General features: G+C 64.3%; 19 protein-coding genes. 2 read left to right on the top strand and 17 right to left on the bottom strand.

Annotated features, from left to right (window positions below; translation table 11 throughout):
- Positions 1–70: 70 nt before the first annotated feature.
- The 3 genes from B2246_RS23215 to B2246_RS23205 all read right to left on the bottom strand — a co-directional run bounded on the left by B2246_RS23215 (position 71) and on the right by B2246_RS23205 (position 5,311).
- Entirely contained in the window at positions 71–1,183 is a 1,113-nt protein-coding gene (locus B2246_RS23215) for a CaiB/BaiF CoA transferase family protein (protein ID WP_035880860.1), read from the bottom strand.
- 146 nt (positions 1,184–1,329) lie between these two features.
- On the bottom strand, positions 1,330–4,014 hold the full coding sequence (locus B2246_RS23210; protein ID WP_200876259.1) for a LuxR C-terminal-related transcriptional regulator: 2,685 nt from the start codon (positions 4,012–4,014) through the stop codon (positions 1,330–1,332).
- Between the two features lie 133 nt (positions 4,015–4,147).
- Complete coding sequence (locus tag B2246_RS23205; RefSeq protein ID WP_008641289.1) at positions 4,148–5,311, bottom strand: acyl-CoA dehydrogenase family protein; 1,164 nt, start codon at positions 5,309–5,311, stop codon at positions 4,148–4,150.
- Between the two features lie 197 nt (positions 5,312–5,508).
- Here B2246_RS23205 and B2246_RS23200 point away from each other — a divergent pair, with 197 nt between their 5' ends.
- Positions 5,509–7,056 carry a long-chain-fatty-acid--CoA ligase gene (locus B2246_RS23200; protein ID WP_286881155.1) on the top strand — a complete coding sequence of 516 codons (1,548 nt, stop codon included), beginning with the start codon at positions 5,509–5,511 and terminating at the stop codon, positions 7,054–7,056.
- Positions 7,057–7,104: 48 nt separating this feature from the next.
- Here the strand turns inward: B2246_RS23200 and B2246_RS23195 are convergent, their stop codons facing one another.
- From B2246_RS23195 to B2246_RS23160, 8 genes are all read right to left on the bottom strand, one after another.
- A complete protein-coding gene (locus tag B2246_RS23195) occupies positions 7,105–8,742 on the bottom strand; it encodes a 3-(methylthio)propionyl-CoA ligase (protein ID WP_008641287.1) in 1,638 nt (545 codons plus the stop codon).
- 194 nt (positions 8,743–8,936) lie between these two features.
- Positions 8,937–9,434, bottom strand: a complete 498-nt coding sequence (locus B2246_RS23190) for a thioesterase family protein (protein WP_008641286.1) — start codon at positions 9,432–9,434, stop codon at positions 8,937–8,939.
- A 251-nt stretch (positions 9,435–9,685) separates the two neighbouring features.
- A complete protein-coding gene (locus B2246_RS23185; protein ID WP_008641285.1) occupies positions 9,686–9,994 on the bottom strand; it encodes a putative quinol monooxygenase in 309 nt (102 codons plus the stop codon).
- A gap of 4 nt (positions 9,995–9,998) precedes the next feature.
- A complete protein-coding gene (locus B2246_RS23180; protein WP_008641260.1) occupies positions 9,999–10,589 on the bottom strand; it encodes a glycerol-3-phosphate responsive antiterminator in 591 nt (196 codons plus the stop codon).
- A 3-nt stretch (positions 10,590–10,592) separates the two neighbouring features.
- Entirely contained in the window at positions 10,593–12,146 is a 1,554-nt protein-coding gene (locus tag B2246_RS23175; protein WP_008641257.1) for an FAD-binding oxidoreductase, read from the bottom strand.
- Positions 12,143–13,822 carry a glycerol-3-phosphate dehydrogenase/oxidase gene (locus tag B2246_RS23170; RefSeq protein WP_286881159.1) on the bottom strand — a complete coding sequence of 560 codons (1,680 nt, stop codon included), beginning with the start codon at positions 13,820–13,822 and terminating at the stop codon, positions 12,143–12,145. Before B2246_RS23170 ends, B2246_RS23175 begins: the two co-directional genes overlap by 4 nt.
- Before the next feature lie 22 nt (positions 13,823–13,844).
- Positions 13,845–15,365, bottom strand: coding sequence for an FGGY family carbohydrate kinase (locus tag B2246_RS23165; RefSeq protein WP_186426760.1), 1,521 nt, complete (start codon positions 15,363–15,365; stop codon positions 13,845–13,847).
- Between the two features lie 4 nt (positions 15,366–15,369).
- Positions 15,370–16,824, bottom strand: coding sequence for an MFS transporter (locus B2246_RS23160; protein ID WP_008641247.1), 1,455 nt, complete (start codon positions 16,822–16,824; stop codon positions 15,370–15,372).
- 375 nt (positions 16,825–17,199) lie between these two features.
- Between B2246_RS23160 and B2246_RS23155 the strand changes: the two genes are divergently transcribed.
- Positions 17,200–18,693 (top strand): DUF1254 domain-containing protein, encoded by a 1,494-nt coding sequence (locus B2246_RS23155; protein ID WP_286881162.1) that lies wholly within the window; start codon positions 17,200–17,202, stop codon positions 18,691–18,693.
- Positions 18,694–18,783: 90 nt separating this feature from the next.
- Here the strand turns inward: B2246_RS23155 and B2246_RS23150 are convergent, their stop codons facing one another.
- The 6 genes from B2246_RS23150 to B2246_RS23125 form a co-directional block, all read right to left on the bottom strand.
- Positions 18,784–20,214 carry a DUF1254 domain-containing protein gene (locus B2246_RS23150; protein WP_286881164.1) on the bottom strand — a complete coding sequence of 477 codons (1,431 nt, stop codon included), beginning with the start codon at positions 20,212–20,214 and terminating at the stop codon, positions 18,784–18,786.
- A gap of 315 nt (positions 20,215–20,529) precedes the next feature.
- Positions 20,530–21,681 carry a porin gene (locus B2246_RS23145; protein ID WP_008641244.1) on the bottom strand — a complete coding sequence of 384 codons (1,152 nt, stop codon included), beginning with the start codon at positions 21,679–21,681 and terminating at the stop codon, positions 20,530–20,532.
- 139 nt (positions 21,682–21,820) lie between these two features.
- The gene (locus tag B2246_RS23140; RefSeq protein WP_008641243.1) at positions 21,821–23,128 is read right to left on the bottom strand and encodes an MFS transporter; all 1,308 of its coding nucleotides are present in this window, start codon (positions 23,126–23,128) and stop codon (positions 21,821–21,823) included.
- Between the two features lie 119 nt (positions 23,129–23,247).
- A complete protein-coding gene (locus B2246_RS23135; protein ID WP_286881166.1) occupies positions 23,248–24,879 on the bottom strand; it encodes a GMC family oxidoreductase in 1,632 nt (543 codons plus the stop codon).
- A gap of 11 nt (positions 24,880–24,890) precedes the next feature.
- Positions 24,891–25,484: a thiamine pyrophosphate-dependent enzyme gene (locus B2246_RS23130; protein WP_286881167.1), complete on the bottom strand. Its 594-nt coding sequence runs from the start codon at positions 25,482–25,484 to the stop codon at positions 24,891–24,893.
- 10 nt (positions 25,485–25,494) lie between these two features.
- The gene (locus tag B2246_RS23125; protein WP_008641240.1) at positions 25,495–26,022 is read right to left on the bottom strand and encodes a thiamine pyrophosphate-binding protein; all 528 of its coding nucleotides are present in this window, start codon (positions 26,020–26,022) and stop codon (positions 25,495–25,497) included.
- Positions 26,023–26,061: the final 39 nt, after the last annotated feature.

Raw genomic sequence — 26,061 nt, 5'->3', positions numbered from 1 at the left:
CTCACGATAGTGACTCCTTGAATCAAGTTAGGACTGGTGTTGCCTCCACCAGTCTGCAAAAGCGTGTTGCTCAGCCTGCGCTTGCCGGCTGCAGCGCGCCCCAATGCGCTAGCGCGGCATCGAGGGCGACCCTTCTTTCGGATTGCGGCGCGGCCGCAGGGGTGCGCGAGAAACGCGGCGCTGCGGCAGGCTGAACCACGCCCTGCAGCGTGACGAAGGCCTCGCGTTCGCGGTTGTGCGGGTGCTCGGGCGCCTCGTCCCAATCCAGCACCGGGGCGAAGCACGCATCGGAACCCTCCAGGAGCGCGCACCACTCGGCGCGCGTCCGGGTACGGAAGATGTCCGCCAGTCGCAGCTTGAGCAGCGGCCAGCGCGCGGTTTCCATCTGGCCGTCGAACAGCGGGTCCTCGATGCCGCAACGCTCGCGCAGCGCGGCGTAGAACTGCGGCTCAATCGCACCGACCGCAACATACTTGCCATCGGCGCAGGCATACGTGTCGTAGAACGGCGCGCCGCCGTCGAGCAGATTCTCGCCACGTTGATTGTTCCAGCGACCGCCGGCCTTCATGCCGTACTGCATAGCGGAAAGCAACGCCGATCCATCCGTCATCGCGGCATCGATCACCTGGCCACGTCCGGACTGGCGCGCCTCGTACAGCGCAGCCATCAGGCCGAACGCGAGCATCATGCCGCCACCGCCGAAATCGCCAACCAGGTTCAATGGCGGCACCGGCGCTTCGCCGGCCCGGCCAATCGCGTGCAGCGCGCCGCTGATGGCGATGTAGTTGATATCGTGGCCGGCGGCCTGCGCCAGGGGACCGTACTGGCCCCAGCCGGTCATGCGGCCGTAGACAACCCGGGGATTGCGCGCGAGGCAGACATCCGGCCCCAGTCCGAGCCGTTCCATGACGCCAGGCCGGAAGCCTTCCACCACAACATCCGCGCGGGCGATCAGTTCCAGCGCGGCATCTCTTCCAGAAGCCTCACGCAGGTCCAGCGGTATCGTGCGCCGGCCCCGTGCCAGCACATCCGCAGGATTCACCTTTGCCTCGACGCCCGGCGCCGTGGGGCGCGTGATCCGGAGCACATCGGCACCGTGATCCGCCAGCAACATGCAGCAGAACGGCGCGGGCCCCAGCCCGGCGAACTCGACAACCTTCAAACCTTCCAGCGAACCTGCCATACCTGCCCCTATCGCGCCAGTGGCGCTCACATCACGGTCAACGCCGCTATGGTGCGTCAAACAGGGGGGTAACGAATCGTCGGAAGCGACGAAATCCATGCGCGAGCGTTGCCTGGCGGAACGCTCCTGAGCGTCCCGCCGCGGATTCAGGCAATCACACCGAGTCGGCGCGCGATAGCAACGGCCTGCGTGCGGCTGTGGGCGCAGATCTTGTTGTTGATGTTGCGCAGATGCGTGCGCACGGTGCTGTCGGAGACGAACAGTTTCTCCGCGATGGCGCTGTTGGAATAGCCCTCGGCAAGCAGCTGTAGCACGCGGATTTCCTTCGGCGTCAGCGGATCCAGCAGTTGCGGCCGGTCTCCCGCGATTGGCTCCGGAGACTCCTCGATCGGCCCACATGCCTGCACCAGCCGCAGCACGAATTCGGCCAGAACGGGATCGCGCTGGGCGCCGCCGCTCGACTCCAGCGTCCGCGAGAACTGCGCCAGCAGCGGCCCGACGCGATTGCCGCCTTCGTCGAGCAGCAATCGCGCGAAGCCTTCCGCGCAGGCGGCCTTCAGCATCGGTGCCAATATCGCCTGCGCCGCCGCAGGTTCGCCGGCGCGCTGATACGCCAGCGCGCACAGCAACCGGAGCTTCATGGCCCGTCGATGACGTCCATCGTGATCGGCAAACTCGGCGGCTGCCCGCAGGCGGGCCACCGCGGCCATCGCCGCCTGTGCGTCGCCGGCCAGCGCCTCCCAGCGCAGTTGCGCGAGTTCCAGGTAATCCAGATCGTTGGCGATCAGATGCAGACGGCTTACACGTTCCCACAGGGCCGGGTCGTCGGCACGCGCCAGTTCGTCCTTCGCGGCCCGGGTATGCCCCTGCATCAGCAGGATGCGGGCACGTTCGAGCTTGGCGCCGGCCGCCACGCGCGCCTGGCGTCTGACGTGGCCCAGATACTCGAGCTGCGTCAGCGTCTCGAACGCCTCGTCCACATCGCCTCTGGCAAACGCGATGCGCGACAGCATGACGTGCCCGAGCGTGACGTGATCACCCAGCAGCACATCGCGCGCGAGCGGCACATAGACCCGCAACAGATGCGCGGCCTGGGCCAGATCGTTCGCCTCATAGACCGTGGCCGCATACATCACGCCGGCCCAGGCATTACCGCCCGTGTAGCCGTAGTGTTGGGTGCTACCGCTGCCAACAGCGATCCGCAGACGCGCCGTGGCCTCGCGCAGGCGCCCGCCCTGCAGGTCGAAAATGGCCTCGACGGTTTCGGAGTACATCATGTTGAAAGCGCTGCTGTCGGCGCCCTGCGTGCGGCGTGCGGTTTCCAGCAGACGCCGCGATTCGGCATGCTGCCCCGACACGGCGAACACGTTCGCCATCGCATTGGCAAGCACCATGTCCGCGAAGGCCACGCCGGTGGGCCAGTGCTTCAGGCATTCGCGCCCGACTTCCAGCGCGCGTTCGAGCTGGTCCATCATCGACAGCAGCGTCGGCCGCAGCGCGAGAACATGCGGACGCACCGCCGGATCGTCGGAGTCCCGCAACCCGCTGCGTTCCAGCAGGTCCATCGCCTCCAGGGGGCCGCGCGTGAACGTCAGCGCCCAGATCCGGATGGCCTGCAGCGGCAGGTGATCGCGCAGGACGTCCTCGGGCAGCGCGTCGAACCAGCGTGTGAGCAGCCGCATACGCCCCTGCCCGAGCAGCGCCGGCGCGTGCGCGATCAGCAGCGTCACGGCATACGCGTAATCGCCGCCTTCGATCGCATGGTCGATGGCGGGCACGGGACGATCCTGTGACTGGAACCATCCGGCGGCGGCATGGTGCAGGCGCGGCACCTCGGCAGGCGCTTCGCGCTGCAATTGCGCCTTCAGAAATTCGGCGATCAGGCTGTGGTAACGCCACGCCCGGTCTTCACTCTCGATCGGCGCGATCAAGCTGGAAGCTTCGAGTTGCCGCAGGATCGCCTCGCAATCCACATCGGGCAGCAACACGTGACACAGCTGCGGGTTCAGATAGCGCAGGATGCTGGTGCGCAGCAGGAACTGGCGTACCGGCTCGGGCTGCCGGGCCACCACGTCTTCGGCCAGATAGTCGGCCACCGACCGGCTGGTGCCCGAGAAACGGTCGATGAACTCGGTATGCGCTTCGCTGCGCTCCAGCGAAGCCGATGCGAGCGACAACGCGGCCGCCCAGCCCTCCGTCTTGCGATACAGGCGCTGCAGATCATCCGCCGCAAGCGGCATCGGCCGCACCGTGCGGAAGAACTGCTCGGTTTCCTCGATCGAGAAACGCAGCGCCGTGGCGTCGATTTCCAGCAACTGGCCTCGGGCGCGCAGGCGGCCCAGCCTCACATCGGGCGTGCTGCGCGAGCCGATGATGAGCTGGCCGTTATGCGGCAGATGGTCGATGATCTCGCGCACCCAGGCGATCACCCCGGGCTCCTGAAGCACTTCGAAATCGTCGAGGAAGAATGCGAACGGCTCCGGGTAGCCTGCCAGGCAGTCCATGCTCTGCAGCGCGGCTTCGCCGGTGGTGCGTGGCGCGGGTCGGCCGATATCCGCGATGGCGTCGTCCCCGACGATGGCCGCCAGCGCCGCTTCGAAGCCGGACAGGAAGCGTACCGGGTCGTTGTCGGCGCTATCGAGCGTGAGCCATGCGGTTGCCACCGATGCCGCCTCCAGCCGCGCGCGGTACTGCAGCATGGCGGTCGTCTTGCCGAACCCCGCAGGCGCCCGGACGATCACGAGCCTGGCCGACGACGCGGCGCGCAGCATGTCGCCAACGCCTTGCCGGATCACCTGGGATGCGGGGGCAACTGGCGGCCTGAGCTTCATGCTCGGCACATGCCGTGTCATGCTCGGCGGCGAAGTCATCTGCTGGAAGAGTGGGCTGGACGCGAACTGGGCAGTTTAGCAAAGCGTCCCCCCTATGTCGCCGCCTGATCCATCTCTGGCCCATCCGCGGGCTTTAGTCCATCTTCTCCGTCAGACCCAGCGAGCGGCTGATGATCTCGAGCATGATCTCGGACGCGCCGGCAAAGATCCGCGATACGCGTGCGTCGCGATACATGCGGCTGATCCGGTATTCGTCCATATAGCCCGAGCCGCCGTGCAGTTGCAGGCAGTCGTCGATCACGCGGTTCTCCAGCTCCGTGCTCAGCAGCTTGGCAGACGCCGCCGTGACGGCATCCAGCCGGCCCGCGTTGTGCTCCATGACAAGCGCATCGAGCCAGATCTGCATGGCGTCGAGCTCGGCGCGGCGGCGGGCCAGCACGAAGCGTGTGTTTTGCAGGGCACCGATCGGGCGACCGAATGCGCGGCGCTCCTTAACGTAGGGCAGCGTCAGATCGAACGCGGATTGCGCGTGCGCGATCGACTGGCACGCGCACAACAGACGCTCCTCTTCAAGGCCTTCCGCCAGATAGGCAAAACCGCGCGCCGGATTGCCCAGCACGTTCTCGTCCGGGACGAAGACATCGTTGAAGAACAGTTCCGCCGTGTCTTGCGCATCCAGTCCAAGCTTTTTCAGTCGACGGCCCCGCTCGAATCCCGCCATGCCGCGCTCGACGACGAACAGGCCGAAGGCACGGCGCTCGTCGGGGTTGGTACGCGCGACCACGATGACGGCATCCGCGTTGAGCCCGTTCGAGATGAACGTCTTGGCGCCATTGATGACCCAGCCGCCGTCACGCCGCTCGGCACGTGCGCCGATCCCGGCCAGATCGGAGCCCGCGCCCGGCTCCGTCATGGCAATCGCCAGGATCGTCTTGCCGCTCGCCGCGCCGGTCAGCCACCGGCGCTTCTGTGCCTCCGTGCCCAGCCGGCCAATATATGGCGCGACCAGCCGCGAATGGAGCGTCAGATACACACCGACATCGCCGTGGCGAATCAGCTCTTCGAAGAGGATCTGTTCGTAGCGGAAATCGGTCACGCCCGCGCCGCCATAGGCTTCATCAGCCCACATCAGCAACAAGCCCTGCTCGCCGGCTTTCTCGAAGATGGCACGGTCGCAGCAGCCCTGCTCGCGCCACTGGTCGACATACGGGGTGATTTCGTTCTGCACGAATCGCGCGACCGAAGCACGGAACTGCTCGTGATCGGCATCGAAGATCAGGCGGCGGGTCTGGGACATGGCGATGGAAGGAAGGGATGCGACCGATGGCCGATCTTAGGACCGGTGCCACTGCCGTGCCTCGTCGAATCCGACGAATCTCCCCTAGGGAAAATCCGGAGCCGCAAGATCATCCATTCCGACGACGCGCCAGCCGTATCGCCGCCTGACAATGCTCCGCAGGCAGTGCTCCGACAACCGATAACGGGAGACAGTTCGTGTATCTGACACAGGCTCTGCACAAGGCATTCCGCGAAAACCCGTCTGGCGTCGCGACGATTTTTGCGCAACGCAGCACGACGTTCTCCCAGCTCATCGACCGGGTTGCAAGACTGGCCGGCGCCTTGCGTGGCCAGGGCGTTGCTGCGGGCGACCGGGTTGCCATGCTGGCGCTCAACTCCGACCGCTACGTCGAGTACATCTTCGGCACGCTCTGGGCCGGCGCGGCGCTGAACCCCGTCAACACCAGGTGGAGCGTCGCGGAAATCGCCTACTCGATGGAGGATTGCGGCACCGGCGTGCTGCTCGTGGACGACAACTTCCTGGAACTGATCGGGCCACTACGCGAGCGTTGCCCCTGCATCCAGACCGTCATCTATTGCGGCGATGCCGAGACCCCCGCAGGCATGGTCGACTACGAGCAACTGGTGCGGTCCAGCGCGCCGATTGACGACAGCCTGCGCAGTGGCCACGATCTTGCCGCAGTGCTCTACACGGGCGGCACCACCGGCGCGCCCAAGGGCGTCATGCTGTCGCACGCCAATATCGCCAGCAACGTGCTGTCGTCACTGGCAGCCGCATCGCGCCCGCCTGTGACATCGATCCTGCAGATGGCGCCGATGTTCCATATCGCGGCGCTCAGCTTCGTCTTTCAGGCCGTGACGCGCCTCGCCACGCAGGTGATCCTGCCCGGGTTCGACCCCAAGGCCGCGATTCGCGACCTCAGCCGCTACCGCATCAACGAGGTTTTCACCGTCCCGACGATGCTGAAGATGATGCTCGACGATCCCACGTTCGCCGACCATGACCTGAGCAGTCTCAGGAACATCATCTACGGCGCTGCCCCGATTGACGGCGCACTGCTGCAGCGCGCCATGGCGCAGATTCCGTCCAGCCAGTTCCTGCAGGCCTATGGGATGACGGAGACCTCGCCTGTCTCGGCGATACTGGCGGCCGATTGTCACGTCGTCGGCAGTCCGAGGCTGAAGGCGGCCGGCCGCCCGGCGCCCGCGTGCGAAGTGCGCATCGTCGATCCGGCAACGGACGAAGACTGCCCGACGGGCGCGGTGGGCGAGGTCGCGGTGCGCGGCCCGGGCGTGATGCTTGGCTACTGGAACAAGCCGGAAGAAACCGCCCGCGCGTTGCGCAATGGCTGGATGCACACCGGCGATGCCGGATACCTGGATGCGGACGGCTTTCTATACGTCACCGATCGCATCAAGGACATGATCATCAGCGGCGGCGAGAACGTCTATTCGACCGAAGTCGAGAATGCGATCCTCACGCACCCCGCGGTGCAGCTGTGCGCGGTGATCGGCATCCCTGACGAGAAATGGGGGGAAGCCGTGCATGCGGTCATCGTGGTCCGACCCGGCCACGAACTGTCTGTCGATGCGGTGCACGCGCATTGCCGCGAGCGGATCGCCAGCTATAAATGCCCCCGCAGTGTCGAGTTTCGCGCCGACATGCCGCTCTCGGCGGCAGGCAAGCTCCTCAAGTACAAGCTGCGGGAAGTCTACTGGCAGTCGCACGACCGGCGAATCTGAGCGGTAGCAAGGCAGACGAGGCGCGGGCGATGCCCGCGCCTGCCCGATTCATGCCGTCGGCAATCGATAGTTGCGGTAGTCCTCACGCAACTTCGTCTTGAGCAGCTTGCCAGTCGCGGTATGCGGCAGCTGATCGACGAACACAACATCGTCCGGCACCCACCATTTCACGACGCGCTCGCTCAGGTACTGCAGCAACTCTTCGCGCGTGACATCCTTGCCGGGACGCTTCACCGCCAGCAGCAGTGGGCGCTCCTGCCACTTCGGATGCGCGACGGCGATGATCGCCGCCTCGTGCACGGCAGGGTGACCGATCGCCGTGTTTTCCAGGTCGATCGAGGAAATCCATTCCCCACCCGACTTGATGACATCCTTGGCACGGTCCACCAGTTGCACGTACCCGTCCGGGTCGATGGTGCCGATATCGCCGGTGGGAAACCAGCCGTCCTTGTCCAGCACCTCGCCACCCGTGTGCTTGAAGTAACCGCTTGCAATCCACGGTCCACGCACATGCAGGTGGCCGAAGGCGCGTCCGTCGTGCGGCAATTCCTGACCGTCGTCGCCGATGATCTTCAGGCCCACGCCCCATACCGCGCGTCCGGCCTTCATCTTGATCGTGGTCTGTTCGTCCTTGGGCAGGGCGGCATGCTTTGGCAGCAGGCGGCCGGTGGTACCGATCGGGCTGGTTTCCGTCATGCCCCATGCCTGCAGGTACTCGACGCCGAAATCGCGCTCGCAGCGCTCGATCATGCTGCGCGGCGATGCGGCGCCGCCCGAGCCGATGATCTTCAGGCCAAGCGCCTTCATGTCGATCTCTGGGTGCTCGTCCAGGAACTGGAAGAGCATGAGCCAGATGGTCGGCACCGCCTGGGAGACAGTCACGCCTTCGTCGCGCATCAGTTCATAGAGCGATTGCCCATTGAGGTGCGGCCCCGGCATCACCATCTTGGCCCCGACCATGGCCGCCGCATACGGCATTCCCCAGGCGTTGGCATGGAACATCGGGACCGCCAGCAGCACAGACGTTGACGCGCCCACGGCAAACGCATCCGCCGCGCACGCCACGAGCGAATGCAGCACGGTAGACCGATGCGAGTACAGCACGCCCTTCGGATTTCCGGTGGTGCCCGACGTGTAGCACAGCGACGACGCCGCGCGCTCGTCCAGTTCCGGCCAGTCATACGTATCGCTATGCTCCGCGAGCAGGTCCTCGTAGCAAAGCAGGTTGGGCACGTCAATCGCGGGCATGTTCGCCCGATCCGTCATGGCGACGTAGTGCTGGACGGATTTCAAGGCCGGCGCCAGCTTCTCGACCAGCGGCGCGAAGCCAATATCGAAGAACAGGACCTTGTCCTCCGCGTGGTTGACGATGTACTCGATCTGCTCGGGGAACAGACGTGGATTGACCGTGTGCAGGATCGCCCCCGAACCGGATACTCCGAAATACAGTTCGAAATGTCGATGCGTGTTCCAGGCAAGCGTGCCGACGCGATCCGCCACCCCGACACCGAGACTCGCCAGTGCGTTGGCAACGCGCTTGGCACGCCGATGGATCTCGGCATAGTTGGTACGGTGGATCGGGCCCTCTACCGTTCTCGCGACGATCTCCCGCGTTGGATGGTACGTGGCCGCGTGCTCGATCAGCGATGAAATCAACAGCGGTCGGTCCTGCATCAGTCCCAGCATCGTGTCTCCTCCACTCTATGTATCGGTGTGCTTGTCGGTGTGCTTGTCGGTGTGCTTGTCGGTGTGCTGCCAGGATGCGGTGGGGCCCGGGCCTGGCTTTTCGTGGTTGGCCTGCCCGCCAGCAGTGTCGGTCGCGCTGGCCTGGCGAGTAATCGTCGAAAGCGACGAATTTCGGCGCTGGAAGGTGTTCGCGCTCAGCGCTTCAGGGACAGCAGGGTGCGGCAGCCGGCCGGCAGCGGATGCGCGGCGTGGGCCTTGACGGCGAGCGCCAGCTGCTCGGCAAGCGCCCCGGGGAACGGCGCCGCCCGGCGCGTTTCCAGGTTCACGTGTACCGAGAGCTGTTCCATGGTGGCCGCCACGTATCCCTCGGTGGCATGGGAGAGTTCCATCAGGCAAAGCAGACGCTTGTCGTCGGACTGCAATGCGCGCACGCGCAGCACAACCGGAGATCCGACCAGCAGTTCGCGGTAGTAGGCCACATGGATGTCGACGGTGTAGATCCCGCAGCGGGTGGCCTCGGTGTAGCCGAGCCCCACGCCGAGTTGCTCAAGCAGCTTGAAGCCCTCGCGGTCGAACACCTCCACATACCGGGCAGCGTTCATATGACCGTACTCGTCGATCCAGCCTTTTTCCACTTCGAATGTCGAACTGGGAAGTTCAGAGCTTTCAGAGCTTTCGGACCATGCGGACATGCTGTCTCCTGATCTGCGCAGCCTTACACATCGGCTGCCGATGTTGTTGTCCGCAAATGGTACGCCAATGCCTTAGTATTCGGCTGCCCCGCAGATCCCCCGCGTATACCCCAACATTTCCGCATATCGCGGACTCATTTGAAATTTCTCTTGTTGACGCCCGCGCAATAGGGAGTCCGCCCTTACCGGCGGAACGCAAGTTTGCAGTGCAGCAAAGGGGCGCAATGGAGGTCGCATTGCATGGCTCGCAACTACGCCGCCTGTGCCTCCACCCAGTGGCTTTCCACCATACGCCGATCCAGCAGGGGGATGATGGTCCCAAAGCCCAGGTGCTGAAAGTGCGCCGACTCGCGATGAGCTGTCAGTCCGTCGGCATCGCGATACTTCTCCAGGATCACGAAGTGGTTGGGATCGGCTGGCGAGCGGAAGTACTCGTAGTAGAGATTCGCGGACTCGGTGCGCGTGGCCTCGGCCAGCTCGGCCAGCAGCCGCGACACCTGATCGCCGTTGCCCGGCTTCGCGTGGTAGTGCGCGATGACCTGCAGATAGGAGGTGGACAAGGGGTTATTTCCTGATTGTCTTGGCTTGCGGATCAAAGGCCCACAAGCGCTGATCGCTGGTCGATACCGCAAGCGCATCATGGGCGATGGCACTGCGGATATCGTCCTGGGTGCTGACAAAGCCGGACGCCACAATGGGCGGCAGCCCTTTTCGAACGGACCCGGACAGGTGCTGCAGCATTGGCGCCGGCATCAACTGAACCAGGTTCGCATCGCTCTGTTCCAGCGCCTTGACGCTGCGTGGCCACGTGGACCGGTCGGTCACGAAGACCTTCTGCATGGTCATCATCCCGGCGCGATTGGCACGCTGGATGGTAGCCACGCGCGTCGACACGAGACTGGTGACGCCGATGTCGGCCAGGTACTCGACGCCGCCCTTGTCCTGCGACAACCCTTCGCAACTATCAATATTGACGATCACGTACTTGCCGGCCTTCGTCAGCGTGGCAATCACGGGTTGCAGCCGCCGCAGTTCCACGTTGGCGACAATCGAGACTTCCGCCTCGCTGTCGATAAAGGCATCGATCTGGTCCGCGCCGTATAGCGTGGCGATTACAGGGTGTCGTGTCAGGCGGGCGCCGAGAGACCTGTCCATGGCTTACTTCTTCACTTCGTGGGTCAGCACGTCCGAAAGGCCGAGCTTGCCCGGATTGAGGATATTTTGCGGATCAAGTGCCCGCTTCACTGCCACCAGCACCGGGAACGCCGTGTCGAGCGACGGCGCCATGTAGGGCGCGCGCAGCAGACCGATGCCGTGATGGTGGCTCAGCGCGGCATTGTATTGGATGAGCACCGCGTTCGCCGCATCCCATGCCGCGCGATACCACTTCTGGCGATCCTCCACGGCCACGTCACCGCGCAACGAAAAATACAGGCACGCGCCATCCACATAGGCATGCGACTGGTGCGCGGAACCCGCCAGCGTGCCGGGCACCGCGTTGATCGCCGCCACCACGTCGGTGTAGATCGCGGCCAGATCGCTCCAAGGGCCAGCCATCTCTAGCGTGTCGGCCACGAAGCCGGGGCTGCGCTTGAAGCCTTCGGCACTCTTGCCAGTCAGGTAACGCGTGTCGAGCCAGCGCTCGAAGATCGCGTCACCATCGAGCCTGTCACCAAGTTCGGCGCAGACACGCTCGCTGATTGCCATCACGGCGTCGACCATTTCCTTTGCGCCTTCATCGGCCACCAGCAGCACGTTGGTGTCGGGCAGGCCGAACTGCACGCCGCTTTCGAGTTCGTCGTAGAGACGCAGCGCGGCGGGATTCGCGCCACGTTGCATGATCTCGCGGCACGCATCGAGGCCGATCGCGAAGGTCTTGAAGCCGTAGGCAATGGCGCGGCCATAGTCGGGCAGACGATGCAGCTTCAGGCGCACGCGCACGATTACCCCGAGCGTGCCTTCCGATCCAATGAACATCTGCATCAGGTCCGGGCCCAGCGCAGCGCGGGGATAGCCTCCCACGGTCACCAGGCTGCCGTCGGCCAGCACCACGTCCATGCCGACCACCATGTCCTCGATCTTGCCGTAGCGCGTGGAAAGCTGGCCTGCGCCGCGGCATGCCACCCAGCCGCCGACCGTGCTGATCGCATACGACGACGGCCAGTGGCCCATCGTCATGCCGTACTCCTGCTGAATCGTCTGCTCGAAGATATCGCCGAACATGCCTGACTCCACTTCGACGATCTGGCTCTCGCGGTCGAAGCCCAGCAGCCTGTTCACATCACACACATCGAGCACGATGCCGCCGCGCACGGGCAGCGCCGCGCCAGTCACGTTGCTGCGGCCAGCCGATACGGTCACGGGAATGGCTTTGGCGTGCGCAATGCGCATCACCGCCTGAATCTGTTCGATCGTGGAGACACGCACGATCACGCCACGCGGTGTGGCAGGCTTGCCGCCCGTCTCGGTCATCATCGAGCCAGCCCACCAGTCGCGCGTCCACTCAACCACGTCACTGGTGGCGGTCAGAACGTGATCGGCGGCCTTGCGCAACGCGTCGAGCGCGTCGTTGTCGACCGCGACGGCATCCCGCTGCAGGCCCGGCGCGTCCGGCGTCGCCGTGATGCTCCCGGCAAAGTGAGGTGGCGTGTGCTTGCCGACGACGTAGTTGCCACGGTTGTAGCCGCGCTTGATGGCTTCCTTGCTGATCATGTTGCTTCTCCCATTAGGACGGATTTTTCGAGGGCGACAGCGGCCAGGTAGTCACTGACCTGCTGCGCGACGGCCTGCCCGGAGAGTCCGAGCTCGGCCTGGAGGATCTGGGCCACGCGTGGCGCGGCCTGCGCCGATGCGTCACGGGCCATCAGCCGCGCGCGAATGCGGCGCGACAGCACGTCGTCAACGGTGCCGGCCAGTTCGTGACGCACGGCATAGACGATTTCGGCTTCGGAATGCGGTAACCCTTCGACAATGGGCCGCGCGAGCGACGGGTCGGCCTGGAGGATGTCACTGACGAAGCGCGCCTCGGTGCCATAGCGCTCGCCCAAGTGCGCGGACATGCCACCCGACGCAACGATGGCTTGCGGATCGTATCCGGCAGCGCCAAGCAGAAAGGCCGACTTCGTGCGGCATTTCGCACGCTTGCCAAGAACCTTCTGCGCCGCGTCGACGGTCTGCTCCGCCATATGGCGCGAAGTGGTGAGCTTGCCGCCTACGATCGTCACCAGCCCATCACCAGCGATATGGATGTGATGGTCGCGTCTGACTTCCAGCGTCTTGCCGCCGGGCGGTGCCACCAGCGGACGACAGCCGGCGATGCTACCGACCACGTCTTCTGGCGCGATATCGGTCTTCAACGCCGAACGCGCGCCCTCCAGCAGAAAATCAAGCTCCTGCCGCGTGCACATGACATTGTCGAGATCGCCTTCGTAGTCTTCGTCCGTGGTGCCCAGGTACGAGACGTTGCCCCAGCGCGTGATCGTGGCGCGACGACTGCGGCCCGGCACGGGGATCGTCACCGTGCAGTCATTGCGGATCTTGAGCCACGGAATGGCGACGTGAACACCCTTGGCGGGCCGGATATTCAGGGTCTTCTGTTCGCCCTTTCTGCCGCCGGTCCAGTCGCGCAGCCACACGCCGGTGGCCATGATGACCACGCCGGCACGCACGCGGATCTCGCGGCCATCGGCTTGAATGATCGCGCCGTCCACCTTGCCGCTGGCATGACGCGTGATTTCCGTGACCAATGCGTGGTTGGTCACCACCGCACCGTGAAACGCGGCGGTGCGCGCGATATTCAGCGTCAGCCGCGCATCATCGACGCGCGCATCGAAGTACAGGAAGCCGCCTTTCAGATGTTCATCGTTGAACGTCGGGCAATGCGACAGCACTTCCGCCTTCGTCAGCTTCTGGTGCAGGATGCCTTCGCGCCAGCCGCCGGCCAGATCGTAGGTCCACAGCAGACCTTCGAAGGCCTTGGCCAGGCGCTTGTCGAACACACCGTCACGTTCCATCACCGGAAACAGGAACGGCAGGCGCTGCACCAGATGCCGTGCATTGCGGCGCAACCGCTGACGCTCGAGCAGCGAATGGCGGACAAGACCGAGGTTGCCTTGCTCGATATAGCGCAGGCCACCGTGCACCATCTTCGATGATTTGGAGGACGTACCCGATGCGAAGTCGTTCTTTTCGACCAGGGCCACGCGATACCCACGCAGGCTGGCGTCCAGCGCCGCGTAAGCGCCGGTGACGCCGCCACCGACGATGAGGATATCGAACGCTTCCGATTCCAGCCGGTCGAGCTGTTCACTGCGCACCAGCCGAAGCGGCTCGACGCGGGTCATGGCGGCGCGCTCGCGGTTTGCGCTGCGGGATGGAAAACCCATCATGTTGCTTGCTTCTCCTGATCGGTCAGTGCGCGGCAAATGCCTGCACGTGGGAAAGCTCGGAAGCGACGCGCGCGTGCCAGAGCGCACGCCGTTCCTCCCGTTCGTCGTCGCCGATGCGCGGCATGAACACCGCATCCGGCAAGGTGGTGGTGCGGGCTTGCTGCAGCGAATCCCACATCAGCCCCGATGCGCCAGCCAAGTACGCGATGCCACGCAGGCTGGCCCGGTCGGTCTCCTGCATCCGATGAATCGGCAGGCCCGTAAGGTCAGCCTGCATCTGCAGCAACGCATCGCTGCCTGACAATCCCCCGCCGACGACGAGATCACGCACGGGCGCGCCGGCAATATCGCGGTTGGCATCGATACAGGACGCCACGGAATGCGCGATGCCTTCCAGGATTGCGTAGGCGATCTCCGCCTGCGTGGTGGCCATCGACACCCCGTTCAACGCAGCGCGCGCCTCGGGCCGCATCTGGGGCACACGCAAGCCCGTCAGCGCGGGAATGAACGTCACGCCGCGCGATGACGGCACCGTGGCAGCCAATGCGCTGATCTGCTTCGCGCTTTCAAACCAGTGCAACTTCTCGCAGACCCAGTTCAGCGCCGAGCCAGTGGTGGCCACGAACGTTTCCACCGAAAAGTGCGAAACCCCCTCGAAACGACGTGCTGTCATCGTCAGCGTGCTGTCCGACTGCCCGCTGCGCGCTGGCAGGTCGGGGCCGATGACCAGATCAACGAAGCTGCCGGTGCCGTGCAGACACATCGACTGGCCGGCGTCGAGACAACCGAGGCCGACAGCGCCTGCCAGTTGATCTCCGGCGCAGGCGAGGATCGGCACGTCGATGCCAAGTAGGTCGCGGCGCGTGCGACCGAAGTCGTCAGCATCCTGGCGCAACTCTGGCAGCAACTCCTGCGGGAACCCGAGCGCCTCGATCCACTCCGTCAGGTAGCGGTGTTCACCCAGAACATAGGCGCTGCACGATGTGGCATTCGTCGGCGTTGTCACACATGCCCGCTCGGTGGACAGGTGCCACAGCAGCCAGCTATCAACGGTGCCGAACGCAAGCCGGCGATCGCGCCACGCATCGGCGACGGCGCGTGTCTCCCGCAGATGTCGCGCGGCCCACAGGTACGCCGAGCGCACGCCGGCCGGACGACCCACGGTGGTGCGCAAGCGCGGGTCCCACGTGGATGCCATCTGGTCGAGGTCCGCCGCGTACCGCGTGTCCTGCCAGACCATTGCGGGCACCAGCGCACGCCCCGTTACGGTGTCCCACAGCACGCCGGTGGAGCGCTGCGTGGCAATGGCCAGCGCGACGACGCACAGGTCGTTGCGCTCGGCTTCGGCCAGCGTGGCGCGGCAGACTTCCAGTGTCTTTTCCAGCAGCACGTTGGCGTCCTGCTCCACCACGCCCGGACGCGGTGAATCCACCTCCAGCGTGGTGTACTGCTGACACGAGACGTGGCCGTCGCTGGCAACCACCGCGGCACGCGTACCAGACGTGCCCTCGTCGATCGCCAGGATGACGTTCCTGTTTTTCATGGTGTTACTTCTCTGTAGCGGGATGCATGAAGCCGGCGCCGTCACGCGCATCGCTGCGGAACTGCGGCGCATCGGCTTCGTTATCGGGATGAATGGCCGTGCGCGTGGGGTCCCAGCGAATGAGGAAGCAGATGATGCTGGCCACCAGCGGTACGACGGAGAGAATCAGGAAAGTCGTTTCGAGCCCGTAGCGCGCGCGAAACAGCGGGAATACCAGCAGGCCCAGCGCGGCGCCGATGGCACCCAGCGCGCCGATAACGCCGTTGGCGCCCGCGCGCAGTTCGCTGCGGAACGACAGCGACGACAGGCTCTTGCCGTTGGCGCCAGGGCCGCCCGAGTGGAACAGGATGAACAGTGACGGCACGATCACGGCCACCCATGTGGGCATCTTGCCGTTGAACAGGCCAAGAATCAGCAGCATCACGAACACCGCCGCGAAGCCGTACGCGGAAGCACGGCGCAGGCCGAGCTTGCGGCCGATCACCGGTGAAAGGAAGCCACCGAAGATGCCGCACACATTGAACACCAGCGCGCCGATCGTGGCATAGACAAAGTCCTTGCCGAACAGCGCCGCGCTGATCAGCGGCAGATACCAGCCAATGCCGAAGTACTGGATCGACTGGCCGATCTGCACGGTGGCCGCCAGGATCGTGCGGGGCAGATAGATGCCACGGAAGATCAGCAGCACGTTGGCAAGACCGCGGCGTGCCATGTTGGTCACCGGGACGCGTTCGGCCAGTGGCGCAGCTTCGAACGGACGACCGTAGATGCGTGTCATGGCCTGCGCGGCGGCTTCGAGGCGCTCTTTGCGCGCAAGCCACGTCGGGCTTTCCACCAGGAACAGTACTTGCAGGATCAGGATGCCGACGCCAAACACGGCCGTGGCCGCCACCGAGTAACGCCAGATCGCGTCACCAACTTGCCACGAGTAGAACAACAACGCGAGCAGCAGGTTCAGGCAGACAGCCGTGTACCACATGCCCTGCCAGGTATTGAGACGGCTCTTGAGCTTCACGGGCGTGAACTCCGCCAATACCGCCATGGCAATGGCGAAGTCGATACCGTACGCGGCGCCGACGAAGAAACGTCCCACGAGAATCGCGTTGAAATCGGGCGCGAATACCACCAGCAAGGCACCCGCGACGGCAAAGACCTTGGCCAGGATCAGCGGTTTGACGCGGCCCCAGCGGTCGGCCATCCAGCCACCCAACGGATTGAACGCAATGGCCACCCACGAGGCGAACGACGTCAGCAATGCCACCTGCGCTGGTTCCAGCTTCAGGTCGCGCGTCATGGGCCCAAGGCCCGCGCTCAGTGCGGAATTGGAGAATGCGTCGAGGAACAGTCCGCCCAGTGCCAGCCACCAGATGATGCCGGCGCGGCCGCGAATGCCTGGACAGGAATCTATGAAGGCGATGACATCATCGATGCCACGTATCTTGATGGCAGAGGTTTGCACGGCGGTCTCCTTGTCGTTGTTCTGTAAGAGGCCGCAGCAAACTGCACGCGCTAAGAGACCATCTTACAGATGGTCTCTTATCTGAATCTGCCACGCGAATGTATGCGCTCCGCCACGTGGTGTCAACCGGGAAAACCCGGTTGTGCCGGGACGGCTCGCGAGAGAAATGGATTACCGGGGGCGCAGGAGGATCTCCCTTGCGCCAGCCCCCACACGAAATCCTGCGACAAGTAATCTTTCAGATCGCGTGTAAAAAGATTGAATTCGCGGGCCGCGTATGGCGTTGCACCATAAGGCATCCCGTGGCGTCGACGGTCCCGTTACCAAATGCGCGTCGCCCACGACTTTCAGTTCCCCGCACGGAAAGAGCCAACCATGGATCGACGCGAATTTCTCATCTCCTCGGCAGCCGGAGCCCTGTCAGCCACCGCTGCCACAGCGGCCGAAGCGCAGCCTGCAGCCCCATCCCATGCACGTGGCGCGCGGGAGCCGCTGGGCGGTCAGCCACCTCAGGGGGCGACCCCCTCTGTCAAGGACTTCGACTACCAGATCAAATACCACCGCGCTTTTGAGGCTGTGCTTTGGAACATGCCCGCGATCGCAATCTATTCGTTCCGTCGGGCGGCATTCACGGATCTCGGCCTCAAAGACAATGACATCATTGCTTACTCAGCGGCGGCAACGCCGAAGCTGGAGGCATTGACCGCCAACAGCTCGACACCCTACATCGCCGCCTATACGGACCTGCGCAAGGGGCCCGCTGTACTGGAAGTGCCAGAGGCCAGTGCAGATGGCAGCCTGTACGGCCAGGTCGTCGACGCGTGGCAATTCACGATTGCGGATGTCGGACCGTCCGGGCTCGACAAGGGCAAGGGCGGCAAGTATCTCTTCACACCACCCGGCTACAAGGGTGCCATCCCGAAGGGCTACATCCACGTTGCCTCACCCAACTACCGAATTGCCCTGGCCTTCCGGTCCGTACGCGCTCCCGGGAAGTCAGTCGAAGATGCCTATCACTACGCGCAGAAGCTGCGCTTGTACTACTACTCCGAGGCCGCGAACCCTCCTCGGCAGCGCTTCGTCGATCCTGCTGACCAGCGCTATGCCACGCTCCCTTTCTACGATGAGCGGCATTTCGAGGACATGCACGAAATTATGAGCGTGGAGCCGGTGAAGGAGCAGGACAAGGTGATGATGGGCATGCTGACGTCCCTGGGCATTGAGAAAGGCAAGCCCTTCACGCCAGACGCTACTGCCAAGCGAGCGATGCGCCAGGCCGCTATCGACGCCTGGTTCTTCCTGCAGCATTGGTTCGACACCGAGATGGTAAAGCGTGTCTACTGGCCAGACCGTCACTATGTTTCTTTGCTACAGAGCGATGCCAACCGAAAGTTCACCTTCACCTATGATGACCGCATCGACCTGATCGAACGCGCCGCCGAGTACTTCTGGTGCACCTATATGCCAAAGGTGCTCACCGAAGCACCGGCGACGCAGTATCTGATTGCGCTCTCGGACAAGGACGGCAAGATGCTCGAAGCGGGCAAGCTCTACAAGCTGAACGTCCCGCCAGACATGCCCGTCAAGCAGTTCTGGGCGCTGACCGTCTACGATCGCGCCACTTTCTCGTTCATCTACAGCGACACCAATCGTACAACGCTGTCTTCGTACGATCTCGACAAGATGAAGCGAAACTCCGATGGCGGCGTGACCCTCTACGTGGGACCGAAGCCGCCGGCAGGACTGGAATCGAACTGGATACCGACCGAGGGCAAACGGCCCATGCCCACGATGCGCTTCTATGGTGCGACGGAGGCCCTGAACAAGAAGACCTTCAAGCTGCCGGACTTTGAAGTCGTCAACAGCTAGGTGCCTCAACCCGATGTCGCCGCACGAGGAACGGGCCGCAGTTGAACTGCGGCCCGTTCACATTCAATCAGCGGCCGGCATTGAACGCCGTTACTTCCCCAAGCGATCCATCTGCGGCAATTTCCACGCGCCGGAAATGACCTCCTCCTTCGGTTGATAGATGCGCAGGATCGCGTAGAAGGGGCCGCTCGGCGACGGCAACCAGTTGGTGCCCTCCGCCGGCTTGCGCGGCGACACGGTAACCGAGAAGCTGCCGTCGCCGTTCTTGCGGATGCCCGGCGTATCGCTGCCGAACTTGTAGCGGTTCAGCGGATTCTCGATCAGCATCTTGGTCTTGGCGTCGTAGATCGTCAGCGACCAGAAGGCGTTGTTGGGCGGCTCGCCCGAGAACTTGACAACATAGTCATTGGCGCCATCGAGCGGTTTGCTGTCGCTGTCCGTATAGCGGATCGGATAGACGGCCTCTTTCTCGCCCTGCCCTCCAAGGTACGGGCCAGCCACGACCGCCCGCAGTGGGTAGTCATACCCGAAGCTGTCCATCCCTCGCACATAGTTCCACCCCTGCCGGACTTGCGAAGCCTGGGACACCGCGGAGACCGGAATGAAGGGGCCATCATTGATGGCGCGAAGCAGGCCCTTGCGCTGATTCTCGGTGAGCTTGCCTGGATCGAATCCCTTGGCCGTCATGCCGATCCGCGAAAACTGCTCGGCAAGCGCCTTGTCTTCCGTGCGGACGGGGTTGTCCTTCAGGGCTGCGGCCAGCTGACGATAGAAACCAAGCGGATCGCTGCCAATGTCGGGCAGCGGTGCCAGCGTTGCGCTGGGGGCCTGCCAGTTTTTCTGACCCAGCGCCGATAGCGGCCGAAGATCAAAAGCATCCTGGAGCGCGTGGATCTTCTTCATGTCCTCGCCAGCCGATACGCGCATGCGGCCCCAGAGCCAGACCTTGTTCGTCGCCACGTCCAGCCGCTTGACGCCTGCCGGCAGCGTTCCCTTCCATCCGGGTGGCACCAGCGCGTATCGCGCAGCCTTCGTTCCGGTGGAACGGCGGCCAATGTAGTGCTGCAGTTCCTGCCACATATTGAAGACATCCACGACGTAGTAGCGGTTGCCCACCTCCGGGACGGACAGGATGTAAGGCCCGCTGGACAGGTCGACCACCGCGCTCAGGTACGTGGTGTCATTGTTCGCCGTGGGCATGTCCAACGCGGACGGCGTCGCCAGTTCGCGCGCCCAGCCGATGCGGTTCAACGGGGCGCGATAGCTCGTAGCCGGCTTTGGATTGGGTACATCGGTATATTCACGCGCCACGCGTTCCATCCGGACGAGCGGATAGCCCCAGACGTAGGCCGACAGGCCAAGCTGGTAGGCGTCGTATTCCTCACCCTTTGCAACGTTCTCCGGCGTGCCTGCGGTTTCCAGCAGTGGGTCCGGCCAGTCCTTTGCGACGGCCGCCGGCGCGGATGCGCTCGCCACGACGCCTATCACAAGACTCGCCAGAATATTTCGCGCAACGGTCATCGCGTTCTCCATGATTTGGACTTTGCATGAGTGGGGCCAGGTGCGTATCCGCGTCCGCCCGATTCAAGAGGCGCCAATGGACTGGAGCCGGCGCGCGGTGCACTGACATGACGCCGGATATCGTGCAGCAATCCGTTCGGCCGGTGACTACCCGATCAAAGAATTCATATCGGTTCCTGAAACATCTAAAAAGACACAGGAACAGGCGCCGTCCTCACCATGAAAATGGACCACGAGGCCAACAGCCCCCGTGGTCCCGGAAACTCCCCGCCAGCGCCAGCAACGCCCTTGGGGAAGCGGAGAAATCGTTCCCCGTCAGAACTTGTGCCGCACGCCCATGGCCACGCCAAGCATCGAGTTCTGGCCGTTGGCCAACGCGTAGCTTGTCCCCAGCGACAGCGAGGTGGCGTAGACGTTGGCCACCGAATCGAGCGTCAGGCCGGCATTCTTCGCATAGGCCGCCGTCAGGTACACGTCGGTCCGCTTGGAGAATGCGTAGTCGGAAATCAGTGCGATCTGCCACGGATTGGCCAACTGGGTATTGCCGTACAGGTTCTTGAGGTTGTCGTAGTTGTATTCGACCGACAGTGAAATGGCCTGGGTGGCCTGATAGGTCGCGCCCGCCCAGTAGTAGTCGTCGCGCTGGATCAGGTTACCGGCCTGGCCCTTGTTCTGGCCCCAACGGTATCCGCCCATGATCTTGAGTGTCGGGCCGAATGCATAGCTGCCGGCGACCGACGCCTTCTTGACCGTACCGATACCCGAGGCGATCGTGGGATTGAACTGGTCATAGCCCGCCGTCACGGCGAACGGCCCCGTGCCATAGACCAGTGCCGCACCATACGCCGAGTCACGCCGGAACTGCCCAGGCACCTCACCATTGCCGCCGATAGGTGTGGCCACGCCCACCGTCGCCGGCAGGGCCAGGCCGGTGCCGAACGACCAGTGCGCCAGCGCGGTCACCGGGCCGAACTGGCCCGTGTACTTCACCGTGTTGTCCTCACGGAAATTGGCCCCCGCCATAAAGGCGACGGGCTCGTATTGCGTGGCATAGGCCATCGGCACGAAGTTGGCGAGCGCCTCGAACATGGAGGTGTACTGCCGGCCCAACGTCACCTGGCCATATGGCGACGCCAAGCCAACGAAAGCCTGCCGTCCGAACAGACGGCCACCCTGCTGCATCGTGCCCGTATCAAGGTTGAAGCCGCTCTCCAGCACAAACAAGGCGGACGTCCCACCGCCCAGCGCTTCCGTACCGCGTATCCCCCAGCGCGATCCGGCATAGCCGCCGGAGTCCATGCGAACCACGTCATGCGACGGCCCCGGATTGAAGCCATTGCCAGCCGTCGGCACGACGCCGACATGGTTGGCATACTCGACGTTCATATCCGCCACGCCATATAGCGTCACGCTCGACTGTGCGTGCGCGCCTCCCGTACCTGCCAGCATCGCTGCCAGCGCAATCATTGACTTCCTCACTCCTGTCTCCCCATTTTTGGGTTGTTGATCGCCGCCGCCCGTTACATCAGACGTGACGGCATTGACGGGCATCTGAATGCCCGGGTGCTACAACTCTTGCCTGACGAGTTGGTTTGATCGGTCCACGTCAGCCTGCGGCCGATCGTGCGCCACGCCCCGAGGTACGGGTTGCCGTTTCCCGTCCGCGCAGCACGCGTAGCGATTTCTCCGGGTTGATCGCCAGGGCGCCCAGGATGCCGCCCACCACCATCAGCGCGCCGCAGAAAGCAAAGCCGGCCTGATAGCCTGCGGCGCCAGCAATGCCCTCGATGAAGAACGCCGATACCAGCGGTGCCAGCACGCCCGCAACGGAAGCGATGGAGTTGTCGATGGCGAGGATGGCGCCACGCTGCGCCCCGGGCGTTACTTCCGCGAGCATGGCGGGGCCCAATGAATAGATCGTCGGGGAAACGCCGACGGCCACGCCGATCAGCGCCACGCGCCAGATCGGCGCAAGGTCCGTCGCCCACAGGGCGATAAACGCGCCCCCTGCCAGCAACAGCGTGGCGGCGGAGAAGAAGCCGCGGGCGGCGCGCGATGTCACACCGCGCTTGAGCATCCGCTGGGCGAGCCAGCAACAGCCGATGACTGTCGGCATGCTGATCGCGACGATCACCGCATACAGGCGCCCCGCCTGGATGCCCGAGTAGCCGAGCCCTCGCTCCAGATAGGCTGGCAGCCATGTCAGCGTCAACGCGAGACCCCAGTAGGCAACGAAATGCAGCAGGAAGCAGGCGATCACGGTGGGATCCGAGAGCAGCCGTGCATAGGGCAAACGGTCTTCAGCTCCCGCGGAAGTCCCGTTGGAGTGCCTTGTATCGATGCGTCCCTCGCGACCAAGCGCCAGCCACAGCAATGCCCAGATCAGGCCGACAGCAGACAGCACGTAGAAATTCGCCCGCCAGCCCCAATGCAGCGTGATCTGCGGAATCGCAATACCGGCAATCAGCAGCCCAACACTGCCGCCTTGCGAGAAGAACGCCACCGGCACGTTGCGCCGATCGTCGGGAAACCATTTGTAGGCCGCATGCACGGCCACGGGGAACGCCGGACCTTCTGCAATGCCCAGCAGTACGCGCGACAGGATCAGCACGGCCAGGCTCGTCGACATCGCCAGCGGAATCTGGAACACCGACCATGCCAGCGCCATGACCAGCAGCATCGTCGTCGTGGCGACGCGATTGGCCATGAAGCCGCCCGCGATGCCTGCGACGGCAAACACCCAGAAGAAGCTGCTGGCCACAAGCCCGAATTGCGAAGGCGTCAGCTGCAGCGACTCCATCATGGGCACGGCCAGCAGACCGATAACGATCTTGTCCAGGAAGTTCACCACCATGAACAGGAACAGCAGGACCGCCGTTCGCCACGCTCGCGCGGGCTCGTAGATAGGGCTCATGTTGTCTCCGAGATATTAGGTTGGGATGCAGTGGCCGTCTTGACGCGGCCTGTTATCGCTGAATGCGCCCCGATCGCGTGGCACGGATGCCGGGATTGCTGCCGTTTTTTCGGTCCGGATTAGCTACGGGCGGCGTCAAGAATCATGTCGGCCGCCTTCTCGCCGATCATGATTGACGCCGCATTGGTGTTCGACGAACACATGGTCGGCATGATGGAAGAATCCACAACGCGCAAGCCAGCCACGCCGTGCACGCGGAGCTGACTGTCCACCACGGACATTGGATCGTTGCCCATCTTGCAGGTGCCGATCGGATGCCAGGACGTTTGCCCCGAAGCCTTGATGTAGTCCAGCAGACCCGTGTCATCGCGCACATCGGCCCCGGGCCGGGTCTCGCGCGCCACGTAGCCAGAAAGCCCCTGCTGCTGCGATACCTTGCGCGATAGCCGCAGCGCGTCCAGCATCGCCTGCCTGTCGCCTTCGGTATCGAGATAGCGCGGCTCGATCACGGGCGCCTCATGCGGATCGGTGCTTCGGATATGGAGATGACCGCGCGACTCTGGCCGCAACTGGAAGAAGCCCACCGCGAAACCGGGGAACGGATCGAGTCCGAAGCCCCTTCCGGCGTAGCGGTCGGCGCCGGTCAGGTGGTGAAGCTGGATCTTGACCGCCGGCCGGTCGGGCAAGCCCGGCGTGCGCGCCAGCGCGTGGACTGTCGCAGACGGCGTGGCCATGATGCCGCGCCGGGTCATCAGATAGCGCATGCCCATCCAGCCCTGCCGCAGCGGGCTTCGCACGATCTCGTTGAGCGTGATCGGCTTTGTGCATTCGAATGTGATGCGTGCCTGCAGGTGGTCGATCAGGTTCTCCCCAACACCGGGCAAATGATGGCGTACCGGGATGCCCAGCGCCTGCAGACGCGCCGCGTCACCGATGCCAGAGAGTTCAAGCAGTTGCGGCGACTTGATCGGGCCCGCACTGAGAATGACTTCACACGTCGCCATGGCGCGGCGCTGAATGCCACCTTGCTCGTACTCCACGCCGACGGCACGCTGTCCATCGAAGAGCACGCGCGTCCCGAGCGCCTCCGTCGCGAGCACAAGATTGGCCTGCGGCCTGCCGCGCAGGTAGCCGACGGCCGTGCTGCAACGCCGGCCGCCACCAGTCGACAGTTGCAGGTAGCTCACGCCCTCATAGACCCCACCGTTGTAGTCGCTGGCCGCCGGAATGCCAGCTTGCTGGCACGCCTGCACGAAGGCATCGCTGAGCGGGTTCGGATGGACCTTCGACACCGACGACACGCTGATCGGCCCGCTACGGCCGCGTGACTCGTCCTGGCCGCACGCTGTGTTCTCCAGGCGCTTGAAGTACGGCAGCAGCGACGCGTAATCCCAGCCCTGGTTGCCGAGCGCGGCCCAATGGTCAAACTCGGCGGGTTCACCGCGCACGAAAATCATGCCGTTCACCGAACTCGAGCCACCGGGCAGCCGGCCGCGCGGCCAGTAGATTTTCTGTCCGGCAAGCTGGGGCTGGGCCTCTGTCTGGAAAGGCCAGACGTAGTCAGGGTTGAGCAACAGCTTGGCAACACCGAGCGGCACCGTCACCCAGAAGTCCTTGTCGCGCGGCGCGCCGGCTTCGAGCAGCAGCACCTTGCCCCGGCCACGCTCGGCAAGGCGGGAGGCCAGCGTCGCGCCGGACGAGCCGGCACCCACCACGATGTAGTCGTACGTATCTGCAACCTGGGAAGTCACGTCATCCCCCTTCAATGTGCGGCGTACCAGACGCCGAGTTGCTCCGCCTCGGCGCCCATGCGCTGGAACTGCCGATCCGGCAACTCCGGCTGCGGCTTCGCGGGGCCGAACTGCGGGGCCTCGGGCTCGGTCTTCAACACGACGAATACGGGCCCCTTGGCGTCGAGCAACGCGGGCATCGCCTGACCAAGCGCTTCCGCGTCGCCAAAACTGTGCGCACTCGCGTAGCCGGCGGCGAGCGCCATGGCGCGGAAATCCACGTCATGACCGCCCGGCACGGGAAGGTTGGAGGCACCGGCGAACTGGGCGCCGTTCTGCACCACAAAGTGGATCAGGTTGGTGGCTCCGGCATCGGCGACGGTGACCAGTCCGCCGAGTTGCATCAGCAGGCTGGCGTCGCCATCGACCACGATCACGCCGTGGCCTGGCCGCGCGAGCGCCAGCCCCAGACCGAGACTCGCGGCGCCGCCCATCAGCGGCACCGAACTCAGGCGGCGTTCGGTCACGCCGAGCATGTCGAAGGCGAACATCGCCCCCATCGTCGCCACGATCACGCGCTCGCCGCGCGCCTGTGCGATTGCCTTGCAGGCTTCCACGATTCGCATGTGCTCTCCTTCAATGCCACGCCACAGGGCGTCCGACGATCAGCGCCGCGGCGCCCCGACGGCTCTGCGCCGCGTCATAGGCGGCCGCCACGGCCTCCAGGTCGGAGGGCTGTTCGAGTTGCCAATACGGCACATCAATGGCGTCCAGCAGCGGTTCCAGCAGGTTGACGACGCGCCGGCGCGACTGCGTGCTCGGCTGGCCGAAGTTGTCTGTCTCCCGGCCGAACTGGCCAATCAGGAAGACGGTAGGAATGCGTGCATCGAGCGCCACGGCGCGGATGGTGTTGACGCATGCGTAGAGACCCTGGTTCTGGATCACCACAAGCGGCCGCTTTCCGGCAATCGTCAGGCCGGCCGCCACGCAGACGGCCTGGTCCTCGTTGCACGTACGGACCAGCTCCATCCCGCCTTCGCCGCGCTCCACGGCCTGATGCAGTGCAAGCTGGACGAAATCCGGCACTGTGACAAAATGGCTGACGCCCGCCCCCCGCAATGCGGCAAGATAGGCGGATGCGCCGATGCCAAGATCCTCGGCCATTGCTGTCTCCTGGATATTTATGAATGTGCCGGCGATTCT

The sequence above is a fragment of the Cupriavidus sp. UBA2010 genome, assembly GCF_002335265.1.
GTDB classification, from domain to species: domain Bacteria; phylum Pseudomonadota; class Gammaproteobacteria; order Burkholderiales; family Burkholderiaceae; genus Cupriavidus; species Cupriavidus metallidurans.
Note: the sequence above shows the minus strand (reverse complement) of the source record. Positions and strands in the feature narration are given on the sequence as shown.